Genomic DNA, 22,984 nt, shown 5'->3' with positions numbered 1-22,984 from the left:
CAGTCCTGCGCCTTTATTCCCGGTCAGACCTCAAGCGATCCATCACTGCGGAATGAAGATAATCAGTAAAAGGGATACCCGTTTTTTGAAGATGATCGGATATTTCACCCAACTCATCGAAACTAAAAACATCGAGCACCCATGCAGCCGAGCCAAACGTTCCATCACCGGCATAATCTTCCTCGGGAATCCCCTCAGAATAATACTCTGCCATCTCTATCAATTGTTCATCTGCATAGAGAGCCATTACCATCCCCTTTTCTTACGACGCAGTTTCCCATAGGTTGCTCTCGTAACGGGCATGGCATGGAAAACCACGATCTCTCCACGTACATCAATCGTATAAGCGATCTCTATCGGATTGAGAGAAGTTCCTGCCCCCACAAGGAATACCTTCACGGGTCCCCCTCTGCTGTTCATGATAAATAGGACTGCGTAGAGCTGCCAATATCTCCTCTAATTTCAATCCATGCTTGAAAGCCGAGGGCAGTATCCGCATATCCCACCTCCTCAAATAATAGACCAAAAACCCGCTCAGGAGATCACAACGGCCCCGCCCGCGACACCGCCTCCCGACCTCGCACCCGTACCGCCACGATGACGTCCATGCCCTCTATCTCGCACCGCTGAATCTCCGCCGTGTTATCGCGCGCGGTGTCCTCGGCCAGCCGACAAGCATCGCCGCCAAGCCACAGGCTGTGCGCCCCCGCGATAGCGGCCATATCCGCCGCCACCTGGGCGCGGTGCTGGGCAATCACACCCCCAAGGAGCGTCACCGCCAGCACCACGCACCCCACCAGGGCCGCGCACATCACCGCCCCCACGAGGGTGGCATACCCCTCCTCCCCTCTCTTGGCGTTCATCACCGCGCCTCTATCCCCGCTATTCCCTCAACGGGATATATCGCCTGCGCGCGCATGGTGCCAAAGGGCGCGGGAATCTCTGCGGTGGCAGTGACCTTTCCCTCGCTTTCGGTAATGCTCACGCGGCCGCGCTCCGGTTCCAAGCGTTGCCCTGAAATGGCGTAATGCCGCGCCGCCGCGCCGGCGGTGTCAATGGCGGACACCCGCGCGGCCAGGGTGATGAGCCCGGCGACGAGCGCGGCAAATACCACCACGAGCGCACTGATCGCCACGGCGGCCTCCACCGTCACCGAGCCTTCCTCCCCCATCCGCTTCTCGCGCAACGGCTGGTTAGCCCGGGGTGTTGCTGAGCGCATCGGTGATGATGTTCTGGATCGCGTCCGTCACCGCCGAACTATTCACCACCATGTAAAGCACGGCCGCAAGTGCCGCCGCCGCGAGAGTCCCCATGGCGTATTCGATGGTGCTGAGTCCCTTCTCATCGCGGCTGAGCCGGATTGTTTCCCGCGCTGCTTTCCGTAGCGCTGCAAGCATGAAGTACATGATCTAGTCCTTTCTGTTACCAATGTGATGTTCTAGAAAATCTCTCGGGCCACGCCGATCACCACCGGGGCGAGCCCCAAGAGGAAGAACGCCGGGAGAAAGCACAACGTCAGCGGCATGGCGATGAGCACTCCGGCGCGCTCGGCAGTGGCGGTGGCGCGATCCTCAGCGGCGCGGCGTATATCGTCGGCTACCTCGGCGGCAGCCCGAGCAAAACTCACCCCGCTGTGGTGAGAGTGGCACGCCAGGTGTGCCACGTCCCGGAGGCCAGGCACCACCTGAGCCTCGGCCCAAGCCCGCTCCGGGGGCACCCCGATCGCCAGCAAAGCGGCCACGGTGTGCCAGGTATCCCGCACCGGGGACGTGCTGCATTCCCCAACAATCTTGGCCGCCACCGCAGGGCTCAGGCCCGACGCCAAGCACTCGGCATAGAGATCAATCTCCGCCGCCACACCCGGCGCGGCCTCTCCTCTCCCACGTGTTACGCGCGCTCTGACCCTCTCCACGAGGTGTCGGAGGGCCAGGCCTCGCGGACCATCGCGGGGGCGGGTGGCACTGCGTTCCTGGTGGAGGCGCTCATTGCGCGCACCCACGGGCACGATCATCAGCGCCAGCGCCAGCAATAACGCCGGAATCATGGTTGCCCTCCCGCCCGCTCGATGAGCGCTTGGGACCACAGCGCCCCCAAAGACATCAGTGTGGTTCCCGCCATGAGCAACAATCCGCCCGACCCGCCGCCAAAAAGCAGACTCACGGGATTAGCCCCCATCGTCGTGCCCAGCCCCACCCCGCCCAACGGCAGGAGGCTTAGCACCACGGCGGTTGATTGCGGCCCCACCAGGCGAGCGCGCGTTGCCGCACCATGCCGCAGCTCTTTTTCCAGCGTGGATTGCACCCGCCCCAACAGCGGGGCCAGCGCTATTCCGTGATGGCGGGCCGCCTCCCACACGCGCGCCACGGTGTGTAATTCCGGGATAGACGCAGCGGGTGCAGCACCGGAGGAGAGCACAAGCAACTGCTCACGTAATTCCGGGCTCATATCTTGTTGCCCCCGCACCACGCCGCGTAGGGCCACACCGGGCTCCGCACCACTGCGCAATTGGTGTGTCACCAGGTTCAACACGGTGGCCAACTGGTGGCGCTGCTGTTCTTTGCGCTGGCGCCGCAGAAGGGAGCGCGCTATGAACCACCCGGTGAGTCCAACGATGGCGGCAGAAAGCACCACGCTCAAGGGCATGACCGTCATCGTGGCAAGAACCATCACCAATAACGCGGAAACTAGCCACGCTTGCCGGGGGCGTCGATAAGCCTGGCGCATGAGGCTCAGCCGCAACCCCGGCCGCGCCGGAACCAGCGCTATCGCCCCCGCGCAGCACCCCATCAGGCTCACCATGACAACTCCTCGCCAAGGCGCGCCGCGTCCTGTCCCGTGTGCCAGACCTCACGCACGTAGGCCAGGCTGGATTCCCCGCGTTCCACCAGGCCGATCTGCGCGAGGATCCTCTTTCCCTCCCGTGTTCTGCGCATGACCAGCACCAATCTCACCGCCGCCGCCCATTGGCTGTGCGCCGCCTGGCGATCTAACCCACCCAAGGCCGCTAGAGCCTCGATCCGGGCGGAGACCTCCGCGAGGGAATTGGCGTGGAGGGTGCCCGCGCCGCCCTCGTGACCAGTGTTAAGGGCGGAGAAGAGATCCACGATCTCCGCGCCGCGAATCTCCCCCACCACAATCCGATCCGGCCTCATGCGCAACCCCTGGCGCACCAAGGCGGAGAGCGTAATCGCGCCCCGGCCCTCCACATTGGCGCGGCGAGCCACCAGGTTCACCACGTGGGGGTGGGCCGGGGCCAACTCGGCGGTGTCCTCGATGCACAGCAGCCGCTCATGATCCGGTACCTGCGCCAATAGTGCGGAAAGAAGCGTGGTTTTCCCCGTGCCCGTGCCACCCACGATGAGATAGGAGCACCGCCGCACCACCACATCGCGCAAGAACTCCGCCACCGGCGGCGGTATCGTACCGGCACGGACCAATTCCTCCATGCTCAACGTGGCCTGGCGCAGCACCCGCAGGCTCAGGCAGGTACCCGATTCCGAGGGCGGGCTTAACACGGCATGAAAGCGGATGCTCGTGCCGTCCTCCCGTCGAAGGCGACCATCGGCAAAAGGTTGGGCATCATCGAGCCGAGCCCCCACCGATACCGCGAGCCTGGCGGCCAAGCGGCGCACAGCGGCGTCATCGCTAAAGCGCACCCCGGCGCGCTCTAGACCGCGCCCGCGATCGCACCACACTTCCTCCGGCCCATTAACCACCACGTCTGTGATCCCGGGTAGGGCCAGCACCGGCTCTAACACGCCCACTCCCACGGAATCATCGCGCAGGCGGCGCAGTATCGCTAGCACATCGACGTCGCTAATAGCCCCAGCCTCAGCCCGAACAATCGCGGCGACCTCCTCCGGGGTGGCACCACCGCCGCGCTCTATGAGCTGGCGCTGCACACGCTCCACCACGGCCTCATACATCACTTCCACACCACCTTTGCCACGCTGCGCAACGAGCGCGGAAGATGCGCGGGTAAACCGCCGCGCTCCGTGGCCTTGGCCAGGCCCGCGATGGTGGGAAACTCCGCCAGCACGGGGAGCTGACTCACATGCTGAATATCCTGCGCGTCCAGGCCGGACCACCCACGGTGGCGCAACACCACGCTCGCGGCGATACCCCGCGCCCGCAACCTGGCGGCAAGCCCCGCCAATCTCGCCCCGGCGCGCACCTCGGCGGAACACAGCACCACCACCTCGTCGCACGCCTCCGCCCCGGTCAAACACAGATCCCCCGCACCCGGCAGATCCATCACCACCGGAATCTCCCCCTGCCGCAGGGTTTCCACGGCACCGCGCAGTTCCTCCCCGGTGAGGCGATAATCCTCAGCCACCGTTCCGCGAGCCGCAGAAAGCACCGCCACCTCCCCGCTATGGGGAAGCGCCGCAAGCAGGTCCTCGGCGGCCAGGGAGCCCTCCGCCACGTGAAGATCCGGCCACCGCGCGCCGGGAGCGTCCTCGCATCCCATGAGCAGATCGAGGCCACCGGAGTGATCGACCGCGTCCAGCAGCACAGCGCGGTGCTCGCGGGCGGCCTCGCGCGCCACCGCAGCCGCCAGGGTGGAAGTACCCACCCCACCCACCGCACCGAGAACCCCCAGCACCCGACCACGAGGGGCAACGGGCGCGGCGGACTCCCTGGCGCTAGTACCCAAGGCGCGGAGGAGATCGGAGGCCTGGGCGGGAATCACAAAGCCGCGTTCGGCATGGCAGGCCACCACGGCGTGATGGGGCACCGGGCCGGGATCTCCCGCCACCAGATACACCGGCGGCCCACCGCCGGGCGGGAGCGGCGGCAGTAGGGATCCGGCCTCATCATCAATGAGGACGACGCTGGCGCGCGGATAGTAGCGGGTGATCTCCGCGGGATCGGAGGTATCAATCACCTTCATTCCGCTGGCCACGGCGATATGCAGGGCCTCGGAGTGTAGCGCCGGGCGCAACACGATGAGCAAGACGAGGAAGCGAGAAAGATTCATGCCCTCAGTGTGCTGCGCACAACCACGCCCCGAAAACGTCCGCCTCAAGCCTGTGGATAACCAAGCGATTTTGATGACGCGCCACCAAAAATTGTGGATAAACTAAACGGGCACGCCCGCGGGGAGGTATAACAACCGGGGGGCGATGCGCCCCAACCAACCCCAGACATAAGGGACGGCCCGCGCCTCGGGGGGGGTGTGCGCGGGCCGTCAAGTAACCCGGTCTCGGGGGGCGGACCGGGGCAGGCCACACAGTATATCGGGGCCTTGCACAGGCGAGTATGCCACAGCAAAAAAGCAATGGCAAGACCACAACCCAAAAGTGCCACAACTCACAAAAGGGCAGCGATGGACTCCGCCTCCCGCGCCCCATCAATCCACGCCCGTAACAGCAGCTCTAGCAGCACAGACACCCCCTCCACCGAGGCCCCGTACCCCTCCAGAGCCGCCGCATACTCGTGGCGATGCCGGTACAAATACGGCTCCGGCACCGCCAATCCGCGCGGATCAAATCCACTCGACACCGCCGCCACCCGCGCCGCCACGCGTGCCACCGCGCCGCTGCGCGGCCCGAATACCTCCCGCGCGGCAATCTCCGCGTGCATCACCTGGGGAAGCAGCGCGTCATCCCCACCGGCCACCACCAGCTCGCCCACCTCGCGCAGGCGCACCGCCGCCCCCTCGCGCGGCACCCCGGTACCGCCAAAGAGCACGTCGAGCCGCGCGATCACCTGCAAGGGCGCCCTAGCCCAGGTACGCGCCGTGGCCTCGATATGGCTCGGGGCCAAAAGCGCATAACCACCCACCTCCAGGGCCTCGGGCGCGGACGAGGCGGGAGGGAAGGCGTCGATAAGCATGGTGGTGCGCGCGCCACGCAGGACGGACTCCGCGGAGGTAACCTGGTAACGACGAAGATTCACCGGGCGGCGATGCACCGCCGCGATGTCCCGGGCGGCCTGCCGGACGAGAGAATCAATGCGGCCGAGGCGACGAAGCCCATCAAACATCCTTGACCCCTTGGAGAACGCGGTAGGGTGGGCATGAACAGTACCGTCTACACTATGTAGAAGCGAAGAATGATACGAACCCGCTCCTGGGAGGAATAACGTGAGCAACAAGGACGGATTTTTTACCGACGGCCCGAGTGATTTCACACCTCAGGTGAAGTCTATTCCACTGAGCGACGTCGATGCCTCCACCGGGCAAGAGTCCATCGGCACCCTGGTCAGCAACGCCACCTCGCAGATGTCCAGCCTCTTCCGCGCCGAGCTGGAATTAGCCAAGACGGAACTAACCGCCGAGGCCAAGAAGGGCGCCATCGGCGGCGGACTCTTCGGTGCCGCCGGCACCATCGCGCTCTACAGCACGTTCTTCTTCTTCATGTTCGTCGCGGCGCTGCTGAGCCTCTGGCTCCCCGCCTGGGCCTCCCTGCTCATCGTATTCCTGGTGATGATCCTCACCGCCGGGTTGCTCGCCCTGGTGGGCGTGAAGAAGGTCAAGAGCCTGGGTGCCCCGCAAAAAACCATCGACTCGGTGAACGAACTAAAGAACCTGGTGCCCGGCTCCGCCCAGAAGAAGCTGGAAGCCAAGGACCGAGGGCTCTACAGCTAACCCTTCGCCTCGCTCCTCCTCCCGCCTCCCGACGCGCATAAAGGCCGCGCCGGGAGGTTTCCCACGCCCGCCGTATGCCCCGCCGCATGTACACAAGGAGTGCTCATGGCCGCAGAACTCCCGCTTTCCCCCAGCGTCGTGCACCTCGACGGCCCCTTCCGCCATGACCTCATCTACACCCGGGGCGTGCGCCTCCACGTGGCCCAGGCGGGCTCGGCCAAAGATCCCCTCGTGCTGCTCCTGCACGGCAGTTTTGGCGGCTGGTTCGACTACAAGGACGTGATCGCCCCCCTAGCCGAACAGGGCTTCCACGTGGCTGCGGTAGACATGCGCGGCTACGGCATGTCCGATAAACCCCCCACCGGCTTTGGTTATGACATCCGCTCCGCCGTGGGCGACGTCACCGGGCTGATCCGCGCGCTCGGGCACACCTCGGCGGCCCTCGTGGGTACCGATACCGGCGGCACCGTAGCCTGGTGCACCGCCGCGGCCGCCCCCAAGCGCGTAGACGCGCTCATCGCCGTGAGCGCCGCGCACCCCGTGGACCTGCGCCGGGGCATGGTCCGCCGCCCCTGGCTGCACACCACCACCCTGCTGCGCCGCGCGCTGAGCAGATTCCCCCTGCGGTGGTTCCTCCACCGCGATTCCTTCTTCCGCTGGCAGCTGCGCCGCACTACCGACGCCCCCTTTCACCGCAGCCCTCGCTATGAAGAAACCCTGCGGCTGCGACTCACCGCGCGGCGCATCGGCTCCACCCTGGCGGCGCGACGCCGCAACAATCGGCTACTCACCGCCACCATCCCCACCAAGTGGTTCGGCCTGAAAATCACCGCCCCCACCCTCATGATCGCCCCGCCCAAGCCCCTATGGATTCACCTCGCCCGGCGCGCCACCGCCCGGCTCAGCCCCCGGGCCGCCGCGCTTAGCCGACGCCATCACATCGCGGGCACAAAGAACCTACCGAGCGTGGAGGCCCCCGAGGAGTTCACGGCGCTGATCGCCGGGTTCTTGAGGGAGGAATGAGGGGTCTACGATCATCTACATTAACTTACCCCTACCGCATAGTCTGGTTCAGAGTTAAGCACCGCCTCGATCCTCCGGGAAAAATCATACTGCTTCTCTTCCTCCCCTTGAAGCAGGGCCACATTATAAAAAGCCACCAACATGGATTTTCTATGACACCGATTCATCTTCTTTCGGAACTTACCCTTTTTTGTCGGAGTATTTGTGGTCGGACGCGCCCACAGCCTCGACTGATGGGAAACGAGATTCCGCAGAGAGCGCAAAGACTCGATCCGCGCCAGAAATTGCCCCTCATACACCCCCATATCTAACGATATATTGCGCCACACATGCTCCGTAGCATCCTCGACGGGATCACAGCACTGCAACAATCTCACCAACCTACCAAGGGAGAAACTATCAACAACCTCCCACAGCGCCAGCCCTGCGGAAAGATCGCGGCAGACCTGCCAATTTTCTTCAGTACACCACCGAGGAAGAACACACCCTCTTACCCTGCTGGCCTCCGCAAGAACACTCTCTACATGAGAATCACCGTATGTAAGTATGTCATTCATCAATCCACGCGCAAGACGATCGCCCCCATACCCACCACCAAGATCATAGTAATTCTCATAGTCAAGAAAAGAACCCCTGGGATCAAATTTTTCACAATAATTCCGAACAAAAAAGCACCGTAGCAACCACTCGGCATTTCTCATGCCCGAATAGAGTAGCGACGAAACCTCAGCATCCACATCTATAACCCTCAGCAGCCTACTGGGGGTCTTAGCGCCGGAAATCTTACCATCGAAATAAAGCTGCCGGAAATTCTTATCATACCCCAAGAACATAGTGAAAATTCATCGCGCCCAGACGATTAATATCCCACTCAGAGAAACTGCCTTCGGCAAAATAATTCTTGCGATACAGGTACTCCACCTGCTCCTCGGGCGAAAGAAACAAGGACTGATTATTCATATACCCCCCTGGATATATAAGGATAACCCCAGAAGCTTGCCTCCGGGGTTATCAGGGCCACTACAGCGGGACGCTTCCGTGAGAGGCGGCTGCGGGATCTATTGGCACCAATATTAGTGTCCAATCACCCCCAGCACAAGCCTCCTACCTCGCCACGCACGCCCCCGTACCCACCGGTTGTCGCAGCGCACCCAGATCGCCTACCCGCTCGCGCACCTCGGTGGCGGTGAGCGCATACCCGGTGTCCGATTGATCCACCGAGGCGCCAAAGATCGCGCCAAGCACCCGGCCCTCCTCATCCAGGAGCGGCCCGCCGGAATTGCCTTCGCGCACGGAACCGCGCAGGGTATAGGCCTCGCGTTCAAAGCGCCCGGAGGCGTAAATATCCGGCCCCGCGATGGTCAGCGCCTCGCGCACACGGGCCGGGGCGGCCTCGAAGGGCCCGGACTCCGGGAAGCCCATCACGATGGCGTCCTGGCCCGTATCCGCTGTGTAGTCCGCCCAGTGCAAAGGCGCGATACCCAGGCCGGGACTGTGCAACACCGCGATGTCCACCTCCGGGTCATAGAACACCACGTCCGCGTCCTTGACCCCCAGGGTGGTATCCAGGCGCACGCGCTGCGTGCCCGCCACCACGTGCGCGTTCGTGATCACGTAATCCTCGGCGGCCACAAAGCCCGAGCCCATGAGCCTGCGGCGGCACTCGGGGGCGTCGCCCATCACATGAATCACGCTGGGGCGCAACTGCTCCACCAGGGCGGTATTTTCTACCTCGATCCTGGGGGCGGCCACCTCTGGGGAGGCGCCCTGGCCAAAGGGGGAGATCAGCGGCGGCAGGCCGGTATCGGAAAGCAGCGCGGAGATCTTGGCGGGCAGTTGCGCCGCGGAATCCGGCACCGTACGATCCACCGCGCCCAAGATCCGCGAGCCCTGAATCCCCGCCGCCAACTGACCGCCCAGTCCCGTGGCGGCGGGAATGGACACCAGCCACACCACCGCCAAGGTCACCAACACCTGAAAGAGCGCGCCCAGCGCGGAATCAATCTTGACGGAGGAGCGGGCCTTCATGGAGCGTCGTAAAGCAGAGCCCACCACGCCGCCCACCAGGTTGCCCACGGCCACCAGCAGCAACAACACTCCTGTGGCCACCAGGAAGCGCAGGCCCACCGATTCCATCTGGGACATCAGCAGCGGCATGACGCCCGCCCCCACCACCAGGCCGGAGATCACGCCCACGGCGGATAAAAACGAGGCCATCCCGCCCTGCCGCCACCCGCCCAGCAGGGCGAGCAGGCACACGAAGGCCACGAGCACATCCACCATCACACCGGGGTTCACTTGAAGGATTCCGACCTTTCATCTCTCGTTATTCCGCGAGTTCTCCAGGGCCTCGCCCAGATCCACCACGCGCTCGCGCTCCCAGGGCTGGGCCCACCCGGCGGCGTCGATAAGCCCCGCCAGCAGCGCCGCAGTAAAGCCCCACACCACATAACCATTGCTGCGGAAAGCCGGGCCCGTCCACCCCTGCCACCCCACGGTGAGGCGGTGCGCGGGATCGATCAACTCCGCCAACGGCGCGTCAAACACATCGTCCGTCTCCTCCGGGCTCGCGGGATACGTCCTCCCAGGATAATCCCGATACGCCAGCACCGGATACACCGCCGAGCCACTCATGCGCACGCTCGTGGGCGGGAGCGTGACCAGCGGCGTTACCTCCGCGCTGCGCAGGCCCGTCTCCTCCCAGGCCTCGCGCAACGCCGCCCCCACCGGGCCGGAATCTTCCGGGTCAATATGCCCTCCGGGAAAGGCCACCTGCCCCGCGTGCGAACGCATCGTGGGCGTGCGGTGCGTGAGCAGCACCGAGGCGTCCTCCGGGCGCGACAGGGCACTCGCGTCACCGGACAGCGCCATCAGCACCGCCGCTTGCCGACGCCCCCCTGCGCTCACCGCGCGGCCCGGCGTAACCACCTCACCCGCCCGCGCCGCCCGTACCAGCGGCCTCAACCACGCGGGTGTCATGCCAACGCCTCCCTCACGTCTCGCTCCAACTCCGTCATATCCGCATACGCCTTGGGCAGCACTCCGGCAACCTCTCCATCGCGCACCACCACGGTGATCGGCACCACCGAGGGCAGGCCCAGGGCACCGGCGAAGGAATTATCGCCGTCCTGGAAGCTCGGCAGATCCACGTCCAACTCATTGAGCAACTCCGCACCGGCAGCGGCCTTGGCATCCGCGTGCACGCCGACCACCCGGTACTCCGGGTGCTCCTGGGCAAAACGCTCCATCAACGGCAACTCTTCGCGGCACGGCGCGCACCACCAGGCCCACACATTGACCACGGCCACGCCCTCGGCGCTGAGGTCCGGCTGCTGTGTTTGCTGCTGTTCTTGCGGCTGGGCACCCAGGCAGCTCAACTCCACCCCGGCCACTCCCCGCGCGCCGCACTCCGGGCGCGGGGCCACCTGGGCGGCCTGCTGCTCTTGGGACGGCTCCTGCGCTATCTGATCTTCCGGAGTCTGCCGCATCATGCCCGGCACCACGAGCACTAACAGCGCGCCCACGGCCACCACGGCCACCGCGTAGGCCACCACATGCTTATTCATTGGGTTATGCCTCTTTCATTCTTCTTTGCCCCAGGACGCTAGGAAGCTATATCTCGCGCGATGGGCACTGCGCCGCCACCGGACACTGCCCACACAGCGGCTTGCGCGCCTTGCACACCCTGCGCCCATGAAAGATCATGCGGTGGGAAAACATCGTCCACTCCGAGCGCTCAATCAAACCCATGAGATCCCGCTCCACCTTCACCAGGCTTTGCTCCGCGCTCAGCCCCAACCGCCGCGCCAGCCTGCCCACGTGCGTATCCACCGCGATCCCCGGCTGCCCAAAGGCATTGCCCCGCACCACCAAGGCTGTCTTGCGCCCCACGCCCGGCAGACTCATCAGATCCGCCAATCCCTCGGGCACCTCCCCGCCAAAGCGCGACACCAGGGCCTGGCCCATCTCCACCAGGTGCCGGGCCTTCGAGCGATACAGACCGGTGCTGCGGATATACTCCGCCACCTCGGCCTCATCAGCCCGGGCATAATCCTCCGCGCTACGCCAACGCTCAAAGAGCGCCGGGGTGACCTTGTTTACCCGCTCGTCCGTGCACTGCGCGGACAGCACCGTGGCCACCGTGAGTTCCAAGGGGTTGGAATACACCAACTCGCAGTGCGCATCCGGGTACTCCCGCGCCAGCTCCCGGTTAATGCGCCGCGCACGACGGGTAAGAGCAAGATCGGCCATGCTCACTAGTGTGCCATTGTCCCCTCCCCCAAAGCATTTGCGCCCCGCAACCCACCCTGCCCTGCCAGTTCAGGACCGCTCCACATTCTTAGTTATAGACCATTTATGAAGTCCTATAGACTCCTCACTAGCGGACAGCACCCGGCACCACCGGGAGTCCGCGGAACCACACATAAGGTGCGAGGTAGTCCCACTTCCTTGTACAGTAGGTGCCGGTTCACAATTTCACGTTAATACGCAGATTCAATCCGGGATACACACTATTAACGCGAGTACACCAGGTGGGCGTACTTCACCTGCCACTGCCCCACGGCACGCAGGAACAAGGTCCGGAGTTCTGCGTCCGTACCTTGAATGGAGAAACTGTGGAAGTTGTACACGACATCCTCTCCCGCGCCGGGATCTTCCAGGGCGTAGACCCCACGGCGGTGAACAACCTGATCCGTGACATGGAGACGGCCCGGTTCAGCCGCGGTTCCACCATCTTCAACGAAGGCGAGCCGGGCGACCGCCTCTACATCATCACCTCCGGCAAGGTGAAGCTCTCCCGTCACTCTCCCGACGGCCGCGAAAACCTGCTGACCATCATGGGTCCCTCGGACATGTTCGGTGAACTCTCCATCTTCGACCCCGGCCCCCGCACCTCCTCCGCCGTGTGCGTCACCGAGGTACACACCGCCACGATGGACGCCGCCATGCTCCGCCAGTGGGTAGACGAGCACCCCGAGATCGCGCAGCAACTGCTGCGCGTGTTGGCCCGTCGCCTCCGACGCACCAACGCCTCCCTCGCGGACCTCATCTTCACGGACGTCCCCGGCCGCGTGGCCAAGACCCTCCTCCAACTGGCCAATCGCTTTGGTACCCAGGAGGGCGGCGCGCTGCGCGTGAACCACGACCTCACCCAGGAAGAAATCGCTCAACTCGTGGGCGCCTCCCGAGAGACCGTGAACAAGGCCCTGGCCACCTTCGCTCACCGCGGCTGGATTCGCTTGGAAGGCAAGTCCGTGCTCATCGTGGATACCGAGCACCTGGCGCGCCGCGCGCGGTAATCCGCGCGATAGTTTTTGGCGGATTAACTGCTGGTGGTTGTTGGGTTCCAGCGGGGCTGATAGGGCCGACACCCCATCAAGAGATACCAAGAACCGGGCTGCGGCCCGGTTCTTTTTGTGTGTGTGGTTGCTGGTGGGGGGGGGCGGTGAGCTGGTGCTGTGGTGCTGGCCGCGACGCTAAGGGGTGCCACCTCGGGGGCGGGAGTGGCGTGGGCAGAGCGTGTCAAGTTGTTTGTGTGTGGGGCGGTTTTCTTAGAGGTATTGGTCGAAGCGGTCGGGGTAGGCCACGGCCATCTGGTTGATGGCTTGCTTCCAGCCTGAGACTTTCGCTCCTTCCACAAGCCTCCCGGCGGTAGCCGCGGCCTTTTTACCTTCCTTGGCCCTGCGAGCAGCGCGTTTGTCTTCAATATTGCAGATCATCAACCACAAGGTCTTCAACGCGGATTCGTCGTTCGTAAACTGCACGCGGTTGCGGGTGGCTTTGCGCAACTCGTTGTTAAACGACTCGATGGAATTGGTGGTGTAGATGACTTTGCGCGCTGCCGGAGGGAACTGCAAAAACGGCACGAACCTCTCCCATGCGTCCTGCCACACCTTGACTGACCTGGGATATTTCTGGCCAAGACCCGAAGAAGCAAACTCCTCGAGTGCAATGGCAGCACTGGAGCCATCAGGGGCGGTATAGACCTTCTTCAAGGCCGCTGAAACCGCCTTACGGTCCCCGTAGGCAACCCACCTGTTAGCAGCACGAATCAAGTGCACAACACAGGTTTGTACCATCGATCCCGGCCAGGATGCCTCCACAGCCTCAGGCAGGCCTTTGAGCCCGTCACAGCAGACAATGAAGACATCTTTGACCCCGCGATTAGCCAGATTCGAGCACACATGGGCCCAAAACGACGCGCCTTCTTCCCTCGCGATCCATAGCCCCAAGATGTGTTTGATGCCGTCGAGATCCACCCCAATGGCCATATACGCGGACTTGTTGACCACGCGCCCGCCCTCACGGACTTTAATGCGCAGCGCATCAAGGAAAATGACGGGGTAGAACTCATCTAACTGGCGGTTCTGCCACACCATGACCTCATCAAGGACAGCGTCAGTCACCGCAGAAATCGTCTCGTGGGAGATATCAACACGCATGGCAGTAGCCATATGGTGTTGGATATCGCGCACTGTCATGCCCCCGGCATACAAGCTCACAATCATGTCGTCAACATCGGTCAAACGCCGCGAGCCTTTCGGGACCATGGTCGGAACAAACGTCCCGGCCCGGTCCCTGGGAACCTCGACAGTTACCGGACCGTAGTGAGAATCCACGGTCTTTGGATACGCCCCGTTGCGGTGGTTGTCTGTGCCTAGTGCTGCTTTAGCGTCTCTATCCCCTGGCCGGTAGCCCAGGTGGGCATCCATCTCGGCGTTTAAACCCCTGGTAATCGAGGCTTGCAACATCCCACGCACCAAATCGTTGGCGTCGGTGGTTGAGGTGCCTAAATCATCAATGAGCTTCGCGATCTCAGGGTTTGCAAGCAGCTTTTTCTCAATCGCGTCAATCTTGGCCTTATCAGCCGGATCTCGTCGTGTCACAGTAGTCATTCTGGCTTGTCTCCTTATGCGGGATGGAATCCCACACACAAACCATCAGACACTCTCGCTGGGCAGGGTAATGGCACCCCTTGGGTTGGGTTGGCGCTGACTCGGCGTTCACTCGATGTCAGCCCGGTGACCGGAAGTGAAGAATCGCGGTAGTGGGGTGGGCGACATCTTCCGTAGGGGTGCCATTGGGGGTCTGCGGGCCGTTCCTCCCCACCAGTGGCACCCCTTTGGGGTGGGCGAGTTGGGGTGAGAACCACACCCCCACCTACGAACGCTGTCAGGTAGCGCTCAAGGGTGACACCGGGGGCGTCGATAAGCCGCACCCGGTGGCAGTGGCACCCCAAAGGGGCGTGCTCACATGAACCACATGAAGGGGTGCCGCCTCGGTGCCAGGCCACCTCGCCGCGCGCCCAGTGACACCCCTTGGGGAACACGAACAGAAACAAGCGCGAACACTCCGCCCGGCTGTGTGAGGCGGGCGGGATCAGCGCCAAGGGGTGCCATTACCGAATAACACAACCCCCAAACCTCGTTAGCGGCACCCCTTAGCGTTGTTGCGAAGAGCCTCCAGCGTTAGAACACGCGGGCCATTCAGCCAATCCCGCCCCTCCCAACGATCACAAGGGGTGCCATCTCCCGGGTCAGGCAAGGTGCACACCCGGCAATGGCACCCCTTAGGCGGCTAACAGGGCAGAGCAGGCAAAACAGAGAACACCACCCAAAAAAAGACCCTCTCCACGAGAGGGTCTTTGGCTCGTCAAACTGGCTAGGACTCTTCTTCCTCCAGGTAGCGCAGGGCTACGCGAGTGGATTGTTCGGCGGCGCCGCGCAGAACGGGGTCTACGTCGTCGTACATAACGTCGATGAGCGTGCGCAACTCGATGTCCTTGCCATGCTCGGCCCAGGCCTTGCGGATCTGATCCAGGCGGTATTGGCGGCGGTCGATGTACTTGCGGGCAAAGGCGGAGGTGTCCTCGCCATCGGGGCCGTGGCCGGGGAGCAGCGGAATGTTTTTGCCGCGCTCCTCCAGGAGGGTCAGGGAGGCGAGGTAATCGCGCAGGTTGCCGTCGGTCTCGGAGATCATGGTGGTGTGGCGGCCCGCGATGGTGTCGCCGGTGATAATCCCCTCCAGGGTGGACTCGCCGGGTACGCCGGACCACACGAAGAAGGAGGTGGAGTCGCCGGTGTGGCCGGGGGTGTGAACCACCTCAATCTGGGGGGTAACGCCCTCGATGGTGATGATCTCGGCGTCGTGAAGCGGATCCGCCCCGTGGCAGTGCGCCGGATCGGTGGCGCGGATGGGGGCCCCGGTGAGTTGGCGGAATCTCTGGGCACCGTCGGCGTGATCGTGGTGGCGGTGAGTGAGCAGAATCAGGCCCACCTCCCCGGCCTTGGAGTGCACCACGTTGAGGTGCCCCTCGTCCTCCGGGCCGGGATCGACCACGATGGAGCGCTCGTCCTCGGGTCCCTTAATGATCCACGTGTTGGTGCCCTCCAGCGCCGCGTAGCTGGGGTTAGGGCACAGAACAACAGAGGCCGATGCGGTGACCGGCCGAAGCTGGCTGTAAGCAGGATGCTGCATACCTTTCAGCTTAGCGCCCCCTGGTGGTTCTGCCCATACCTCAGGAGCGCAGTTCCACGATCACTTCCACTTCCACCGGGGAATCCAGGGGCAACTCGGCCACCCCCACGGCGGAGCGGGCGTGAATCCCATCCTCCCCGAAGATCTCCCCGATCACCTCGGAGGCCCCATTGATCACCTGGGGCTGGCCGTGGAAGTCCGGGGCGGAGGAAACAAATCCCACCACCTTCACCACGCGGCGCACGTTGTTGATGCCCACGAGGGCGTCGATAGCCGCGAGGGCGTTGAGCGCGGCGGTGCGGGCGTAGGAGGCGGCGTCGTTAGTGGAAACCTCGACCCCCACCTGGCCGGTGGCGGGCAGCGCGCCGTCGATGAAGGGGAGCTGCCCGGAGGTCCACACCTGGTTGCCCACCTGCACGGCGGGAACGTAGGCCGCCACGGGGGCCGCCACCTGCGGCAGGGTGATCCCGAGTTCCGCGAGGCGATCGGTGATGCTCATCTACTGAACCTCGCGCTTCATGTATGCCACCACGTTCTCCGGGTTGGGGCCGGGTACCACGGAGACGAGTTCCCAGCCGTCCTCACCCCAGGTATCCAGGATCTGCTTGGTGGCGTGAGTGAGCAGTGGCACGGTGGCGTATTCCCAAGTTTTCATGCCCCTCACTGTAGCCGGGATCTCACAGTTCCTGTAGGCCTCCGCCCGCGGCAAAGTAATCGGCCCAGCTGGTGATCTCCGGGTTGCGGCGCAGCAGGGCCCGGCGCTGGCGCTCGGTGAGCCCGCCCCAGATGCCAAACTCCACCTTGTTATCCAGGGCATCGGCGCGGCAGATGCTCATCACGGGACATCCCCGGCAGATGGCCACGGCCTTGCGCTGCTCCGCGCTGGACACGAAGAGGGCATCCGGGTCCACGTCGCGGCACTGCGCCTGCATGACCCAGGCGTCACGGTCGCACACGATGTCGGTGGGGCACTTTCCCTGCCCGTAATGGAGGAAAGCATTGTCACGCTTGTGCATGAGAGGGGCCGTCACCGTATTCACTCCTTTGGTACACCTAATACTTCTCTGCGCGTAAGTGTATTCACATGAGACGTCCTATGTCTAATGGGTCACATAATTGGAGGTGACGGGGGTTCCTGTTTGCGGGCAAAATGCGTAGGGTTGAGCACGTGTCTATCGCTAAATCGCTGACGACGATCATCGGCGCCACCGTAAGCATTGGAGTGGTCTCCGCCATCGCGCTCTCCCCTGCCGCCGGCATCGCGGGGGTAGCGGTACAGCGCACCAGCACGACGATGGAATCCAACCTCGCGGACCTCACCGACGGCCACGCCCCCGGCGTCACCACCATCACCGACGTCACCGGCGAGCCGATGGCCTGGATCTACGACCAGCGCCGCTACGAGGTGGCCTCCGAGGAGATCGCGCAGCCGATGAAGGACGCCATCGTGGCGATCGAGGACCGTCGCTTCTACGAGCACGAGGGGGTGGACTTCCAGGGCACCATGCGCGCCCTGGTCACCAACCTCACCTCCGGCGGCGTGGCCCAGGGAGCCTCCACGCTCAACCAGCAGTACGTGAAGAACTACCTGCTCTTCGTGGCGGCTAACGACGACGCCGAGCGCAACGCCGCCATCGAGACCTCCATACCGCGCAAACTGCGCGAAATGCGCATGGCCTCCGACCTGGACAAACTGCTCACCAAGGACGAGGTGCTCACCCGCTACCTCAACCTGGTGCCCTTTGGCAATAACAGCTACGGCGTGGAGGCCGCCGCGCGCACGTACTTTGGCATTCCCGCCGCCAAACTCTCCGTGCCCCAGGCCGCCATGCTCGCGGGCATCGTGCAGTCCTCCTCGGTGCTCGACCCCTACACCAACCCGGACGGTGTGATTGACCGCCGCAACACGGTGCTCGACGCGATGGTCTCCTACGGCGTCCTGGAATCCTTCCAGGCCGAGCAATACAAACTCCAGCCCCTCGGCGTGCAGGAAACCCCGGAATCCCTGCCCAACGGCTGCATTACCGCAGGCGATCGCGGCTTCATGTGCGATTACGCCCTGACCTACCTGGAGTCCAAGGGGCTACCCAAGGACGTGCTCACCAAGGGCGGATACACCATTCGCACCACCCTCGACCCCGCCGTGCACGACGCCGCCCGCAACACCGTGGCCGCCAACGTCAGCCCCGGCACCCCCGGCGTGGCCGAGGTGCTCAACGTGGTGCGGCCCGGCACCGACTCCCGCGACATCCTCGCCATGACCTCCTCCCGCAACTACGGCCTCGACCCGGAAAACGGGGAAACCCTCATGCCGCAGCCCACTTCCATGGTGGGCAACGGCGCGGGCTCGGTGTTCAAGATCTTCACCGCTGCCGCCGCGATTGATAACGGCATGGGCCTAGAGACCATGCTGGACGTGCCCACCCGATTCGAGGCCATCGGCATGGGCGAGGGCGGCGCCGAGGGCTGCCCGCCGTCCACCTACTGCGTGGAAAACGCCAGCACCTACGCCCCCCAGATGACGCTCAAGGACGCCCTGGCCCACTCCCCCAACACCACCTTTGTGCAGCTGATTCAGCAGGTGGGAGTGGCCCCCGTGGTGGATCTGGCCGTGAACCTGGGCCTGCGCTCCTACGCCGCACCCGGCAGCTTTGACGGGGAGGCCTCCGTGGCGGATTACGTCAAGGAGCACAACCTCGGTTCCTTCACCCTGGGCCCCACCTCCGTAAACGCGCTGGAACTCTCCAACGTGGGTGCCAGCATCGCCTCCGGTGGGCGCTGGTGCGAGCCCAACCCCATCGCCTCCATCACCGACCGCGACGGCAACGAGGTTCCCATCGAGCGCCCCGAATGCGAGGACGTACTCAACCCCCAGACCGCCAACGCGCTCATGCAGGCGCTCTCCGAGGACGCCGTTTCCGGCACCGCCGCCCGCGCCGCTCAGGCCGTGGGGTGGAGCGCACCCGTGGCGGCCAAGACCGGCACCACGGAATCCCACATGTCCTCCGCGTTCCTCGGGTTCAACTCCAATCTCTCCGCCGCACCGTACATCTATAACGACGGCACCCAGAACCTGCCCCTGTGCACCGGGCCCGTCCAGCAGTGCGGCGCAGGCAGCCTCTTCGGCGGCAACGAGCCCGCGGACACCTGGTTCCAGTGGGCCACCGCCGTGCCGCAGGCTATCGACGGCAACCTCCCCGACTACAACCACGACCTCGATCGCGGCCGCCTCCAAACCGCGCTCGACGCCGCCAACGGCAAACGCGACGACGAGGCCCAAACCCTCCTTGAGGAGGCAGGCCTGATGGTGAACATTCAGGAGGTACCCGGCAACGGAACCCCCCGCGGAATCGTGATGGGTACCCGCACCGACAGCCCCGGCGGGCTGCGCCCCGGTAGCCTGGTCACCCTGGAGGTTTCCGACGGCTCCCGGCCCGTGCAACAATCGCAGCCGACCTCCACCTCCGAGGCCCCCGCCGAACCCTCCCCGCGCTCGGGGCTCCCCAGCATCGACACCTCCGAGTTGGAGGAACTAACCAACCGACTGCGCGAGCGGCTAGGCGCTTAGCGCGGACTTCACCGCGGCGGAGAGGCGCTTGCCATCCGCCCGGCCGGCGGCCTTGGCGGTGGCCTGCTTCATCACCTGGCCCATCTGCTTCATGGTCGGGGCCGGGTCCATCTCCGCGATGACCTCGGAAACGAGGGCGGCCAGGGCGGCGTCGTCAAGCTGCTCCGGCTGGTAGCCCTCCAGCACCTCGACCTCGGCCAGCTCGGCGTCGGCAAGCTCCTGGCGGCCATTGGCGGCGTAGACCTCCGCGGACTCGCGGCGCTTCTTGATCTCCCGGGCGATCACCTTGAGCACCTCCTCATCGGTGAGGTCGTGCTTGGCGCCCTTGGTTTCCTCCTCCTGGATCGCGGCCAACAACATGCGAATGGTGCCGGTGCGCGTTTTGTCCTTGGCCTTCATGGCCTCCTTCAGATCCCCGCGCAGGGTGGTTTTCATATCACTCATACTTTCCGAACCTACCCGCACAGGTAGGCTGAGGCGGGTGCACACGATGAGAAAACTCGCAGCGATCCTCGGCGGCACCGGGCTTGCCACCGCCACCTGGGGATTCACCGAACTCACCCGATTCCAACTGCACCAGCACACCCTCCCGCTCCTGCCGCCCGGCACCCTGCGCGGGAAGCCGGAATTCCGGCTGCTGCACCTCTCCGACCTCCACATGATCCCCGGGCAGAGCGCCAAGATCGCCTGGGTCAGCGCCCTGGACGCCCTGGAACCCGACCTCGTGGTGAACACCGGCGATAACCTCTCCGACCTACACGGAGTGCCCGCCGTGCTGGCCGCCCTCGGGCCGCTGCTGCGACGCCCCGGGCTCTTTGTGTTTGGTACCAACGACTACTGGGCCCCCAGACCCGTGAACCCGCTGCGCTACCTCATCGGCGGCAAGCGCACCCCCTCCTACATCGACCTGCCATGGAAGGGCATGAGGGCCGCCTTCCTCGAACACGGCTGGCGCGACGCCAATCAGGCCCGCCACGAGTTCCAGGTGGGCCACGTGCGGATCGCCGCCGCCGGGGTGGACGACCCCCACCACGACCTCGACGACTACTCAGAAATCGCCGGGCCCCCCAACCCCGAGGCCGACCTCACCCTGGCACTCAGCCACTCCCCCGAGCCGCGCGTGCTCCACCAGTTCGCCCAGGATGGATACCAACTGGCCCTCTCCGGGCACACCCACGGCGGACAAATCTGCCTCCCCGGCGGCAAAGCGCTGCTCACCAACTGCGGGATCGACACCGAGCGCGCCTCCGGGCTCCATGAGTTTGAGGGCATGGCCATGCACGTGTCTAACGGCCTGGGCACCTCCAAATACGCCCCGGTACGACTCTTCTGCCGCCCCTCCGCCACGCTGCTGAGGATCACGGAGGAGTAGGGCCAGGGTTTCGGGGTGGCCCGCCGAGCGGTGGCCGGGGAACAGCGGTCTGCGCGCGGTGCCGGGGATTGACCAGGTGTTTTGTTGAATCTCGGGCGGCTGCACTAAACTATTGCGAGCACCACGGGATATGGCGCAGCTTGGTAGCGCGCCTCGTTCGGGACGAGGAGGTCGCAGGTTCAAATCCTGTTATCCCGACCAAGGAGAACCCAATCACTCAGGAACTGAGTGGTTGGGTTCTCTCGTGGTGGTGGGGGTTGTGGTTGTGGCTACGGCGTTGAGGGGTGCACAACATCAAGGGGTGCCGTCCTTGGTGCCTGGTGGCCTTGCCTCACGCCTAATGGCACCCCTTAGAGGCGGGAAGTGAGGGGTACACAGCCACCACAGCGTTAAGGGGTGCCAGTGATGGCAAAACCAACCCCGCATATCCCGGTAGTGGCACCCTAAAGAGGTGGGCGAGGTGGGGTGGGAACCACACCCCCACCTGCGAACGCTGTCAGGTAGCGCTTAAGGGTGCCACCGGGGGCGTCGATAAGCACAACCGAGGGCTACTGGCACCCCTTAACGCCGCGCCAACCCCCACCGCGCAACCCCACCCAGCAGCACCATCGCGCCGAGCACCGCCACGGCCACCCACACCAGGGCCACGCTGCCCCCATTGCTCAGGGCGCTGAGCGCGCCCGTGGCGTAGTGCACCGGGGTGAGCCCCGCCACGGCGGCCCACGCGGAGGAAAGATCGCTGGTCATAGCGCTCTTCCACACCCAACCGGCCACACCTACCTGGGCCAGCAGCACCAGCGCCCCGCCGATCACCGCGCCCCGGGTTCCCGCCACGTGCCGCAACCCGGCCCCGAGCCCAGCAAAAGCACCCACCGCCAGGGCCAGCACGCCCGTCCCGGCGGCCAGGGTCTGCCAGGACAACGCGGTGCCCATCAGCCACAGCAGCCCGCCCGAGGCCGCCACCACCGCGCCCCCGGCCAGGAGTCGATCCCCGGCGCGGCGCAGGAACCCCGCGCCCAGCCCGCCGAGCGCCGCAAAAACCGAGATGAGCAGCGCATACATGGGGAGCAGTTCCGCGCGTGCCTCCTGCTCGACACCCGCCTGGGCCACCGGCAGCGCGCGCTGAATCCCCTGCACGCGGGTGCGGTTCTCCTGCGCCATATCGTTGAGTTGCCGCGCCCCCGAATCCAATTGCCCCATACTGTCCAGGGCACCGGCCACCCCGCCCTGGGCCTCCTCGATCCCGGAGGCCAGGCGCTTCGCGCCGTCGGTGGCGCTGTAGATGCCGTCGTGGAAGCCGTATCCGGGCACGGCCAGTTGATTGGCCAGGTCACGGGAGCCATCGCGCAGCCGCGTGAGTTGCCCGGTGGTTTCCTCACCCAGGCCGCCGTTGGCCAGTTGGGCGCGGAAGTCCGCGAGTTGGCCGCGCAGGTCCTGGGCGCGCGGGTCGGTGGACTTTTCCAGTTCCTGATCCAGGCTGCTGGCGGCCTCATCGAGTTGCCCCTGGATCACGCCCAGGGCGAGGATCTTGTCCATGGCGCCGCCCACGCCGTCGGCAAGTTCGGTGGCTCCCTGGCCGAGTTGCCCGGTGGCGGCCTGAAGTTGAATCATGCCGTCGCGCAGTTGGGCCGCGCCGTCGCGCAGGCGCTGCACGTCCCCGCTGATCTCCCCGGACTGGAACTTGGATACGCCGTCGAGGAGTTGGGCGGTGCCGTTGGCCAGAAAACTGGCGTTGGTTCCGGCGTCGATCGCGGCGCGGCGGGCCTCCATGAGTTGCGCGGTGGCGGCGGCCGGGGCGGCCTGGGGTTCCTCCCCCGCCGACCACGATTTCTCCGGCCCCTGCCCGGCCACGGTGAGGTACACGGCCCCCGCCAGCAGGGGCACCAGCGTGAGAGAGAACAGGAGGGTAGAACGCACGGCACTCATACCCTGCCAATCTATTCTGCTTGCG

General features: G+C 64.7%; 27 protein-coding genes and 1 tRNA gene. 6 read left to right on the top strand and 22 right to left on the bottom strand.

The window, feature by feature from the left end:
• Nucleotides 1–13: 13 nt before the first annotated feature.
• The 9 genes from OLW90_RS00925 to OLW90_RS00885 all read right to left on the bottom strand — a co-directional run bounded on the left by OLW90_RS00925 (nucleotide 14) and on the right by OLW90_RS00885 (nucleotide 5,988).
• Nucleotides 14–247, bottom strand: coding sequence for a hypothetical protein (locus OLW90_RS00925; RefSeq protein WP_319650433.1), 234 nt, complete (start codon nucleotides 245–247; stop codon nucleotides 14–16).
• Nucleotides 248–542: 295 nt separating this feature from the next.
• The gene (locus OLW90_RS00920) at nucleotides 543–863 is read right to left on the bottom strand and encodes an Rv3654c family TadE-like protein (RefSeq protein WP_319650432.1); all 321 of its coding nucleotides are present in this window, start codon (nucleotides 861–863) and stop codon (nucleotides 543–545) included.
• Complete coding sequence (locus tag OLW90_RS00915; RefSeq protein WP_319650431.1) at nucleotides 863–1,219, bottom strand: hypothetical protein; 357 nt, start codon at nucleotides 1,217–1,219, stop codon at nucleotides 863–865. Before OLW90_RS00915 ends, OLW90_RS00920 begins: the two co-directional genes overlap by 1 nt.
• Nucleotides 1,194–1,397, bottom strand: a complete 204-nt coding sequence (locus tag OLW90_RS00910) for a DUF4244 domain-containing protein (RefSeq protein ID WP_319651800.1) — start codon at nucleotides 1,395–1,397, stop codon at nucleotides 1,194–1,196. The genes OLW90_RS00915 and OLW90_RS00910 overlap by 26 nt, the downstream gene beginning before the upstream one ends.
• A gap of 41 nt (nucleotides 1,398–1,438) precedes the next feature.
• Complete coding sequence (locus OLW90_RS00905; RefSeq protein ID WP_319650430.1) at nucleotides 1,439–2,044, bottom strand: type II secretion system F family protein; 606 nt, start codon at nucleotides 2,042–2,044, stop codon at nucleotides 1,439–1,441.
• Nucleotides 2,041–2,799, bottom strand: a complete 759-nt coding sequence (locus OLW90_RS00900; RefSeq protein WP_319650429.1) for a hypothetical protein — start codon at nucleotides 2,797–2,799, stop codon at nucleotides 2,041–2,043. The genes OLW90_RS00905 and OLW90_RS00900 overlap by 4 nt, the downstream gene beginning before the upstream one ends.
• Nucleotides 2,793–3,926, bottom strand: a complete 1,134-nt coding sequence (locus tag OLW90_RS00895; protein ID WP_319651799.1) for a TadA family conjugal transfer-associated ATPase — start codon at nucleotides 3,924–3,926, stop codon at nucleotides 2,793–2,795. Before OLW90_RS00895 ends, OLW90_RS00900 begins: the two co-directional genes overlap by 7 nt.
• A complete protein-coding gene (ssd, locus tag OLW90_RS00890; RefSeq protein WP_319650428.1) occupies nucleotides 3,926–4,981 on the bottom strand; it encodes a septum site-determining protein Ssd in 1,056 nt (351 codons plus the stop codon). Before ssd ends, OLW90_RS00895 begins: the two co-directional genes overlap by 1 nt.
• A 332-nt stretch (nucleotides 4,982–5,313) precedes the next feature.
• The gene (locus OLW90_RS00885; protein ID WP_319650426.1) at nucleotides 5,314–5,988 is read right to left on the bottom strand and encodes a hypothetical protein; all 675 of its coding nucleotides are present in this window, start codon (nucleotides 5,986–5,988) and stop codon (nucleotides 5,314–5,316) included.
• 100 nt (nucleotides 5,989–6,088) lie between these two features.
• Between OLW90_RS00885 and OLW90_RS00880 the strand changes: the two genes are divergently transcribed.
• Both OLW90_RS00880 and OLW90_RS00875 read left to right on the top strand, forming a co-directional pair.
• Entirely contained in the window at nucleotides 6,089–6,592 is a 504-nt protein-coding gene (locus OLW90_RS00880) for a phage holin family protein (RefSeq protein ID WP_319650425.1), read from the top strand.
• Between the two features lie 105 nt (nucleotides 6,593–6,697).
• Nucleotides 6,698–7,615 (top strand): alpha/beta hydrolase, encoded by a 918-nt coding sequence (locus OLW90_RS00875; protein WP_319650424.1) that lies wholly within the window; start codon nucleotides 6,698–6,700, stop codon nucleotides 7,613–7,615.
• A gap of 20 nt (nucleotides 7,616–7,635) precedes the next feature.
• Here OLW90_RS00875 and OLW90_RS00870 read toward each other — a convergent pair whose 3' ends face one another.
• The 6 genes from OLW90_RS00870 to nth all read right to left on the bottom strand — a co-directional run bounded on the left by OLW90_RS00870 (nucleotide 7,636) and on the right by nth (nucleotide 11,866).
• Complete coding sequence (locus OLW90_RS00870; protein WP_319650423.1) at nucleotides 7,636–8,448, bottom strand: Abi family protein; 813 nt, start codon at nucleotides 8,446–8,448, stop codon at nucleotides 7,636–7,638.
• The gene (locus tag OLW90_RS00865; protein WP_319650421.1) at nucleotides 8,432–8,575 is read right to left on the bottom strand and encodes a hypothetical protein; all 144 of its coding nucleotides are present in this window, start codon (nucleotides 8,573–8,575) and stop codon (nucleotides 8,432–8,434) included. The genes OLW90_RS00870 and OLW90_RS00865 overlap by 17 nt, the downstream gene beginning before the upstream one ends.
• Before the next feature lie 144 nt (nucleotides 8,576–8,719).
• On the bottom strand, nucleotides 8,720–9,913 hold the full coding sequence (locus OLW90_RS00860; protein WP_319650420.1) for a MarP family serine protease: 1,194 nt from the start codon (nucleotides 9,911–9,913) through the stop codon (nucleotides 8,720–8,722).
• Between the two features lie 18 nt (nucleotides 9,914–9,931).
• Nucleotides 9,932–10,594: a CoA pyrophosphatase gene (locus tag OLW90_RS00855; protein WP_319650416.1), complete on the bottom strand. Its 663-nt coding sequence runs from the start codon at nucleotides 10,592–10,594 to the stop codon at nucleotides 9,932–9,934.
• Nucleotides 10,591–11,181 carry a TlpA disulfide reductase family protein gene (locus OLW90_RS00850; RefSeq protein WP_319650412.1) on the bottom strand — a complete coding sequence of 197 codons (591 nt, stop codon included), beginning with the start codon at nucleotides 11,179–11,181 and terminating at the stop codon, nucleotides 10,591–10,593. Before OLW90_RS00850 ends, OLW90_RS00855 begins: the two co-directional genes overlap by 4 nt.
• 46 nt (nucleotides 11,182–11,227) lie before the next feature.
• Nucleotides 11,228–11,866: an endonuclease III gene (gene nth / locus OLW90_RS00845; RefSeq protein WP_319650411.1), complete on the bottom strand. Its 639-nt coding sequence runs from the start codon at nucleotides 11,864–11,866 to the stop codon at nucleotides 11,228–11,230.
• Nucleotides 11,867–12,231: 365 nt separating this feature from the next.
• On the opposite strand from nth, the gene glxR reads away from it, so the two are divergent.
• Complete coding sequence (gene glxR / locus OLW90_RS00840) at nucleotides 12,232–12,915, top strand: CRP-like cAMP-activated global transcriptional regulator GlxR (protein ID WP_319650410.1); 684 nt, start codon at nucleotides 12,232–12,234, stop codon at nucleotides 12,913–12,915.
• A 252-nt stretch (nucleotides 12,916–13,167) separates the two neighbouring features.
• Here glxR and OLW90_RS00835 read toward each other — a convergent pair whose 3' ends face one another.
• The 5 genes from OLW90_RS00835 to OLW90_RS00815 form a co-directional block, all read right to left on the bottom strand.
• Nucleotides 13,168–14,511: an IS256 family transposase gene (locus OLW90_RS00835; protein ID WP_319649700.1), complete on the bottom strand. Its 1,344-nt coding sequence runs from the start codon at nucleotides 14,509–14,511 to the stop codon at nucleotides 13,168–13,170.
• Nucleotides 14,512–15,277: 766 nt separating this feature from the next.
• Nucleotides 15,278–16,093: an MBL fold metallo-hydrolase gene (locus OLW90_RS00830; RefSeq protein ID WP_319650407.1), complete on the bottom strand. Its 816-nt coding sequence runs from the start codon at nucleotides 16,091–16,093 to the stop codon at nucleotides 15,278–15,280.
• Nucleotides 16,094–16,133: 40 nt separating this feature from the next.
• Nucleotides 16,134–16,592 carry a RidA family protein gene (locus OLW90_RS00825; RefSeq protein WP_319650406.1) on the bottom strand — a complete coding sequence of 153 codons (459 nt, stop codon included), beginning with the start codon at nucleotides 16,590–16,592 and terminating at the stop codon, nucleotides 16,134–16,136.
• The gene (locus OLW90_RS00820; protein ID WP_319650404.1) at nucleotides 16,593–16,748 is read right to left on the bottom strand and encodes a DUF4177 domain-containing protein; all 156 of its coding nucleotides are present in this window, start codon (nucleotides 16,746–16,748) and stop codon (nucleotides 16,593–16,595) included.
• Nucleotides 16,749–16,770: 22 nt separating this feature from the next.
• Complete coding sequence (locus tag OLW90_RS00815; RefSeq protein WP_413464480.1) at nucleotides 16,771–17,124, bottom strand: WhiB family transcriptional regulator; 354 nt, start codon at nucleotides 17,122–17,124, stop codon at nucleotides 16,771–16,773.
• Nucleotides 17,125–17,261: 137 nt separating this feature from the next.
• Here OLW90_RS00815 and OLW90_RS00810 point away from each other — a divergent pair, with 137 nt between their 5' ends.
• Nucleotides 17,262–19,661 carry a transglycosylase domain-containing protein gene (locus OLW90_RS00810; RefSeq protein ID WP_319650403.1) on the top strand — a complete coding sequence of 800 codons (2,400 nt, stop codon included), beginning with the start codon at nucleotides 17,262–17,264 and terminating at the stop codon, nucleotides 19,659–19,661.
• On the opposite strand, the gene OLW90_RS00805 is transcribed toward OLW90_RS00810, so the two are convergent.
• A complete protein-coding gene (locus OLW90_RS00805) occupies nucleotides 19,650–20,105 on the bottom strand; it encodes a GatB/YqeY domain-containing protein (protein WP_319650402.1) in 456 nt (151 codons plus the stop codon). The genes OLW90_RS00810 and OLW90_RS00805 overlap by 12 nt on opposite strands.
• A gap of 46 nt (nucleotides 20,106–20,151) precedes the next feature.
• Between OLW90_RS00805 and OLW90_RS00800 the strand changes: the two genes are divergently transcribed.
• A complete protein-coding gene (locus OLW90_RS00800; protein ID WP_319650401.1) occupies nucleotides 20,152–21,033 on the top strand; it encodes a metallophosphoesterase in 882 nt (293 codons plus the stop codon).
• 124 nt (nucleotides 21,034–21,157) lie between these two features.
• Nucleotides 21,158–21,234: transfer RNA gene (locus OLW90_RS00795), tRNA-Pro, on the top strand.
• Nucleotides 21,235–21,594: 360 nt separating this feature from the next.
• Here OLW90_RS00795 and OLW90_RS00790 read toward each other — a convergent pair.
• Nucleotides 21,595–22,959, bottom strand: coding sequence for a YhgE/Pip domain-containing protein (locus OLW90_RS00790; RefSeq protein ID WP_319650400.1), 1,365 nt, complete (start codon nucleotides 22,957–22,959; stop codon nucleotides 21,595–21,597).
• Nucleotides 22,960–22,984 lie beyond the last annotated feature (25 nt).

Source organism: Corynebacterium sp. 21KM1197, assembly GCF_033783015.1.
Lineage (GTDB): Bacteria > Actinomycetota > Actinomycetes > Mycobacteriales > Mycobacteriaceae > Corynebacterium.
The sequence above is the reverse complement of the archived record's forward strand: the minus strand, read 5'-3'. Positions and strand labels throughout refer to the sequence as shown.

What these genes read in the sequence shown, in the direction of transcription:
- OLW90_RS00925 (WP_319650433.1), bottom strand. Translation starts at nt 247, where the DNA reads ATGGCTCTCTATGCAGATGAACAATTGATAGAGATGGCAGAGTATTAT.
- OLW90_RS00920 (WP_319650432.1), bottom strand. Translation starts at nt 863, where the DNA reads ATGAACGCCAAGAGAGGGGAGGAGGGGTATGCCACCCTCGTGGGGGCG.
- OLW90_RS00915 (WP_319650431.1), bottom strand. Translation starts at nt 1,219, where the DNA reads ATGCGCTCAGCAACACCCCGGGCTAACCAGCCGTTGCGCGAGAAGCGG.
- OLW90_RS00910 (WP_319651800.1), bottom strand. Translation starts at nt 1,397, where the DNA reads ATGCTTGCAGCGCTACGGAAAGCAGCGCGGGAAACAATCCGGCTCAGC.
- OLW90_RS00905 (WP_319650430.1), bottom strand. Translation starts at nt 2,044, where the DNA reads ATGATTCCGGCGTTATTGCTGGCGCTGGCGCTGATGATCGTGCCCGTG.
- OLW90_RS00900 (WP_319650429.1), bottom strand. Translation starts at nt 2,799, where the DNA reads ATGGTGAGCCTGATGGGGTGCTGCGCGGGGGCGATAGCGCTGGTTCCG.
- OLW90_RS00895 (WP_319651799.1), bottom strand. Translation starts at nt 3,926, where the DNA reads ATGTATGAGGCCGTGGTGGAGCGTGTGCAGCGCCAGCTCATAGAGCGC.
- ssd (WP_319650428.1), bottom strand. Translation starts at nt 4,981, where the DNA reads ATGAATCTTTCTCGCTTCCTCGTCTTGCTCATCGTGTTGCGCCCGGCG.
- OLW90_RS00885 (WP_319650426.1), bottom strand. Translation starts at nt 5,988, where the DNA reads ATGTTTGATGGGCTTCGTCGCCTCGGCCGCATTGATTCTCTCGTCCGG.
- OLW90_RS00875 (WP_319650424.1), top strand. Translation starts at nt 6,698, where the DNA reads ATGGCCGCAGAACTCCCGCTTTCCCCCAGCGTCGTGCACCTCGACGGC.
- OLW90_RS00870 (WP_319650423.1), bottom strand. Translation starts at nt 8,448, where the DNA reads ATGTTCTTGGGGTATGATAAGAATTTCCGGCAGCTTTATTTCGATGGT.
- OLW90_RS00865 (WP_319650421.1), bottom strand. Translation starts at nt 8,575, where the DNA reads ATGAATAATCAGTCCTTGTTTCTTTCGCCCGAGGAGCAGGTGGAGTAC.
- OLW90_RS00855 (WP_319650416.1), bottom strand. Translation starts at nt 10,594, where the DNA reads ATGACACCCGCGTGGTTGAGGCCGCTGGTACGGGCGGCGCGGGCGGGT.
- OLW90_RS00850 (WP_319650412.1), bottom strand. Translation starts at nt 11,181, where the DNA reads ATGAATAAGCATGTGGTGGCCTACGCGGTGGCCGTGGTGGCCGTGGGC.
- nth (WP_319650411.1), bottom strand. Translation starts at nt 11,866, where the DNA reads ATGGCCGATCTTGCTCTTACCCGTCGTGCGCGGCGCATTAACCGGGAG.
- OLW90_RS00835 (WP_319649700.1), bottom strand. Translation starts at nt 14,511, where the DNA reads ATGACTACTGTGACACGACGAGATCCGGCTGATAAGGCCAAGATTGAC.
- OLW90_RS00830 (WP_319650407.1), bottom strand. Translation starts at nt 16,093, where the DNA reads ATGCAGCATCCTGCTTACAGCCAGCTTCGGCCGGTCACCGCATCGGCC.
- OLW90_RS00825 (WP_319650406.1), bottom strand. Translation starts at nt 16,592, where the DNA reads ATGAGCATCACCGATCGCCTCGCGGAACTCGGGATCACCCTGCCGCAG.
- OLW90_RS00820 (WP_319650404.1), bottom strand. Translation starts at nt 16,748, where the DNA reads ATGAAAACTTGGGAATACGCCACCGTGCCACTGCTCACTCACGCCACC.
- OLW90_RS00805 (WP_319650402.1), bottom strand. Translation starts at nt 20,105, where the DNA reads ATGAGTGATATGAAAACCACCCTGCGCGGGGATCTGAAGGAGGCCATG.
- OLW90_RS00800 (WP_319650401.1), top strand. Translation starts at nt 20,152, where the DNA reads ATGAGAAAACTCGCAGCGATCCTCGGCGGCACCGGGCTTGCCACCGCC.
- OLW90_RS00790 (WP_319650400.1), bottom strand. Translation starts at nt 22,959, where the DNA reads ATGAGTGCCGTGCGTTCTACCCTCCTGTTCTCTCTCACGCTGGTGCCC.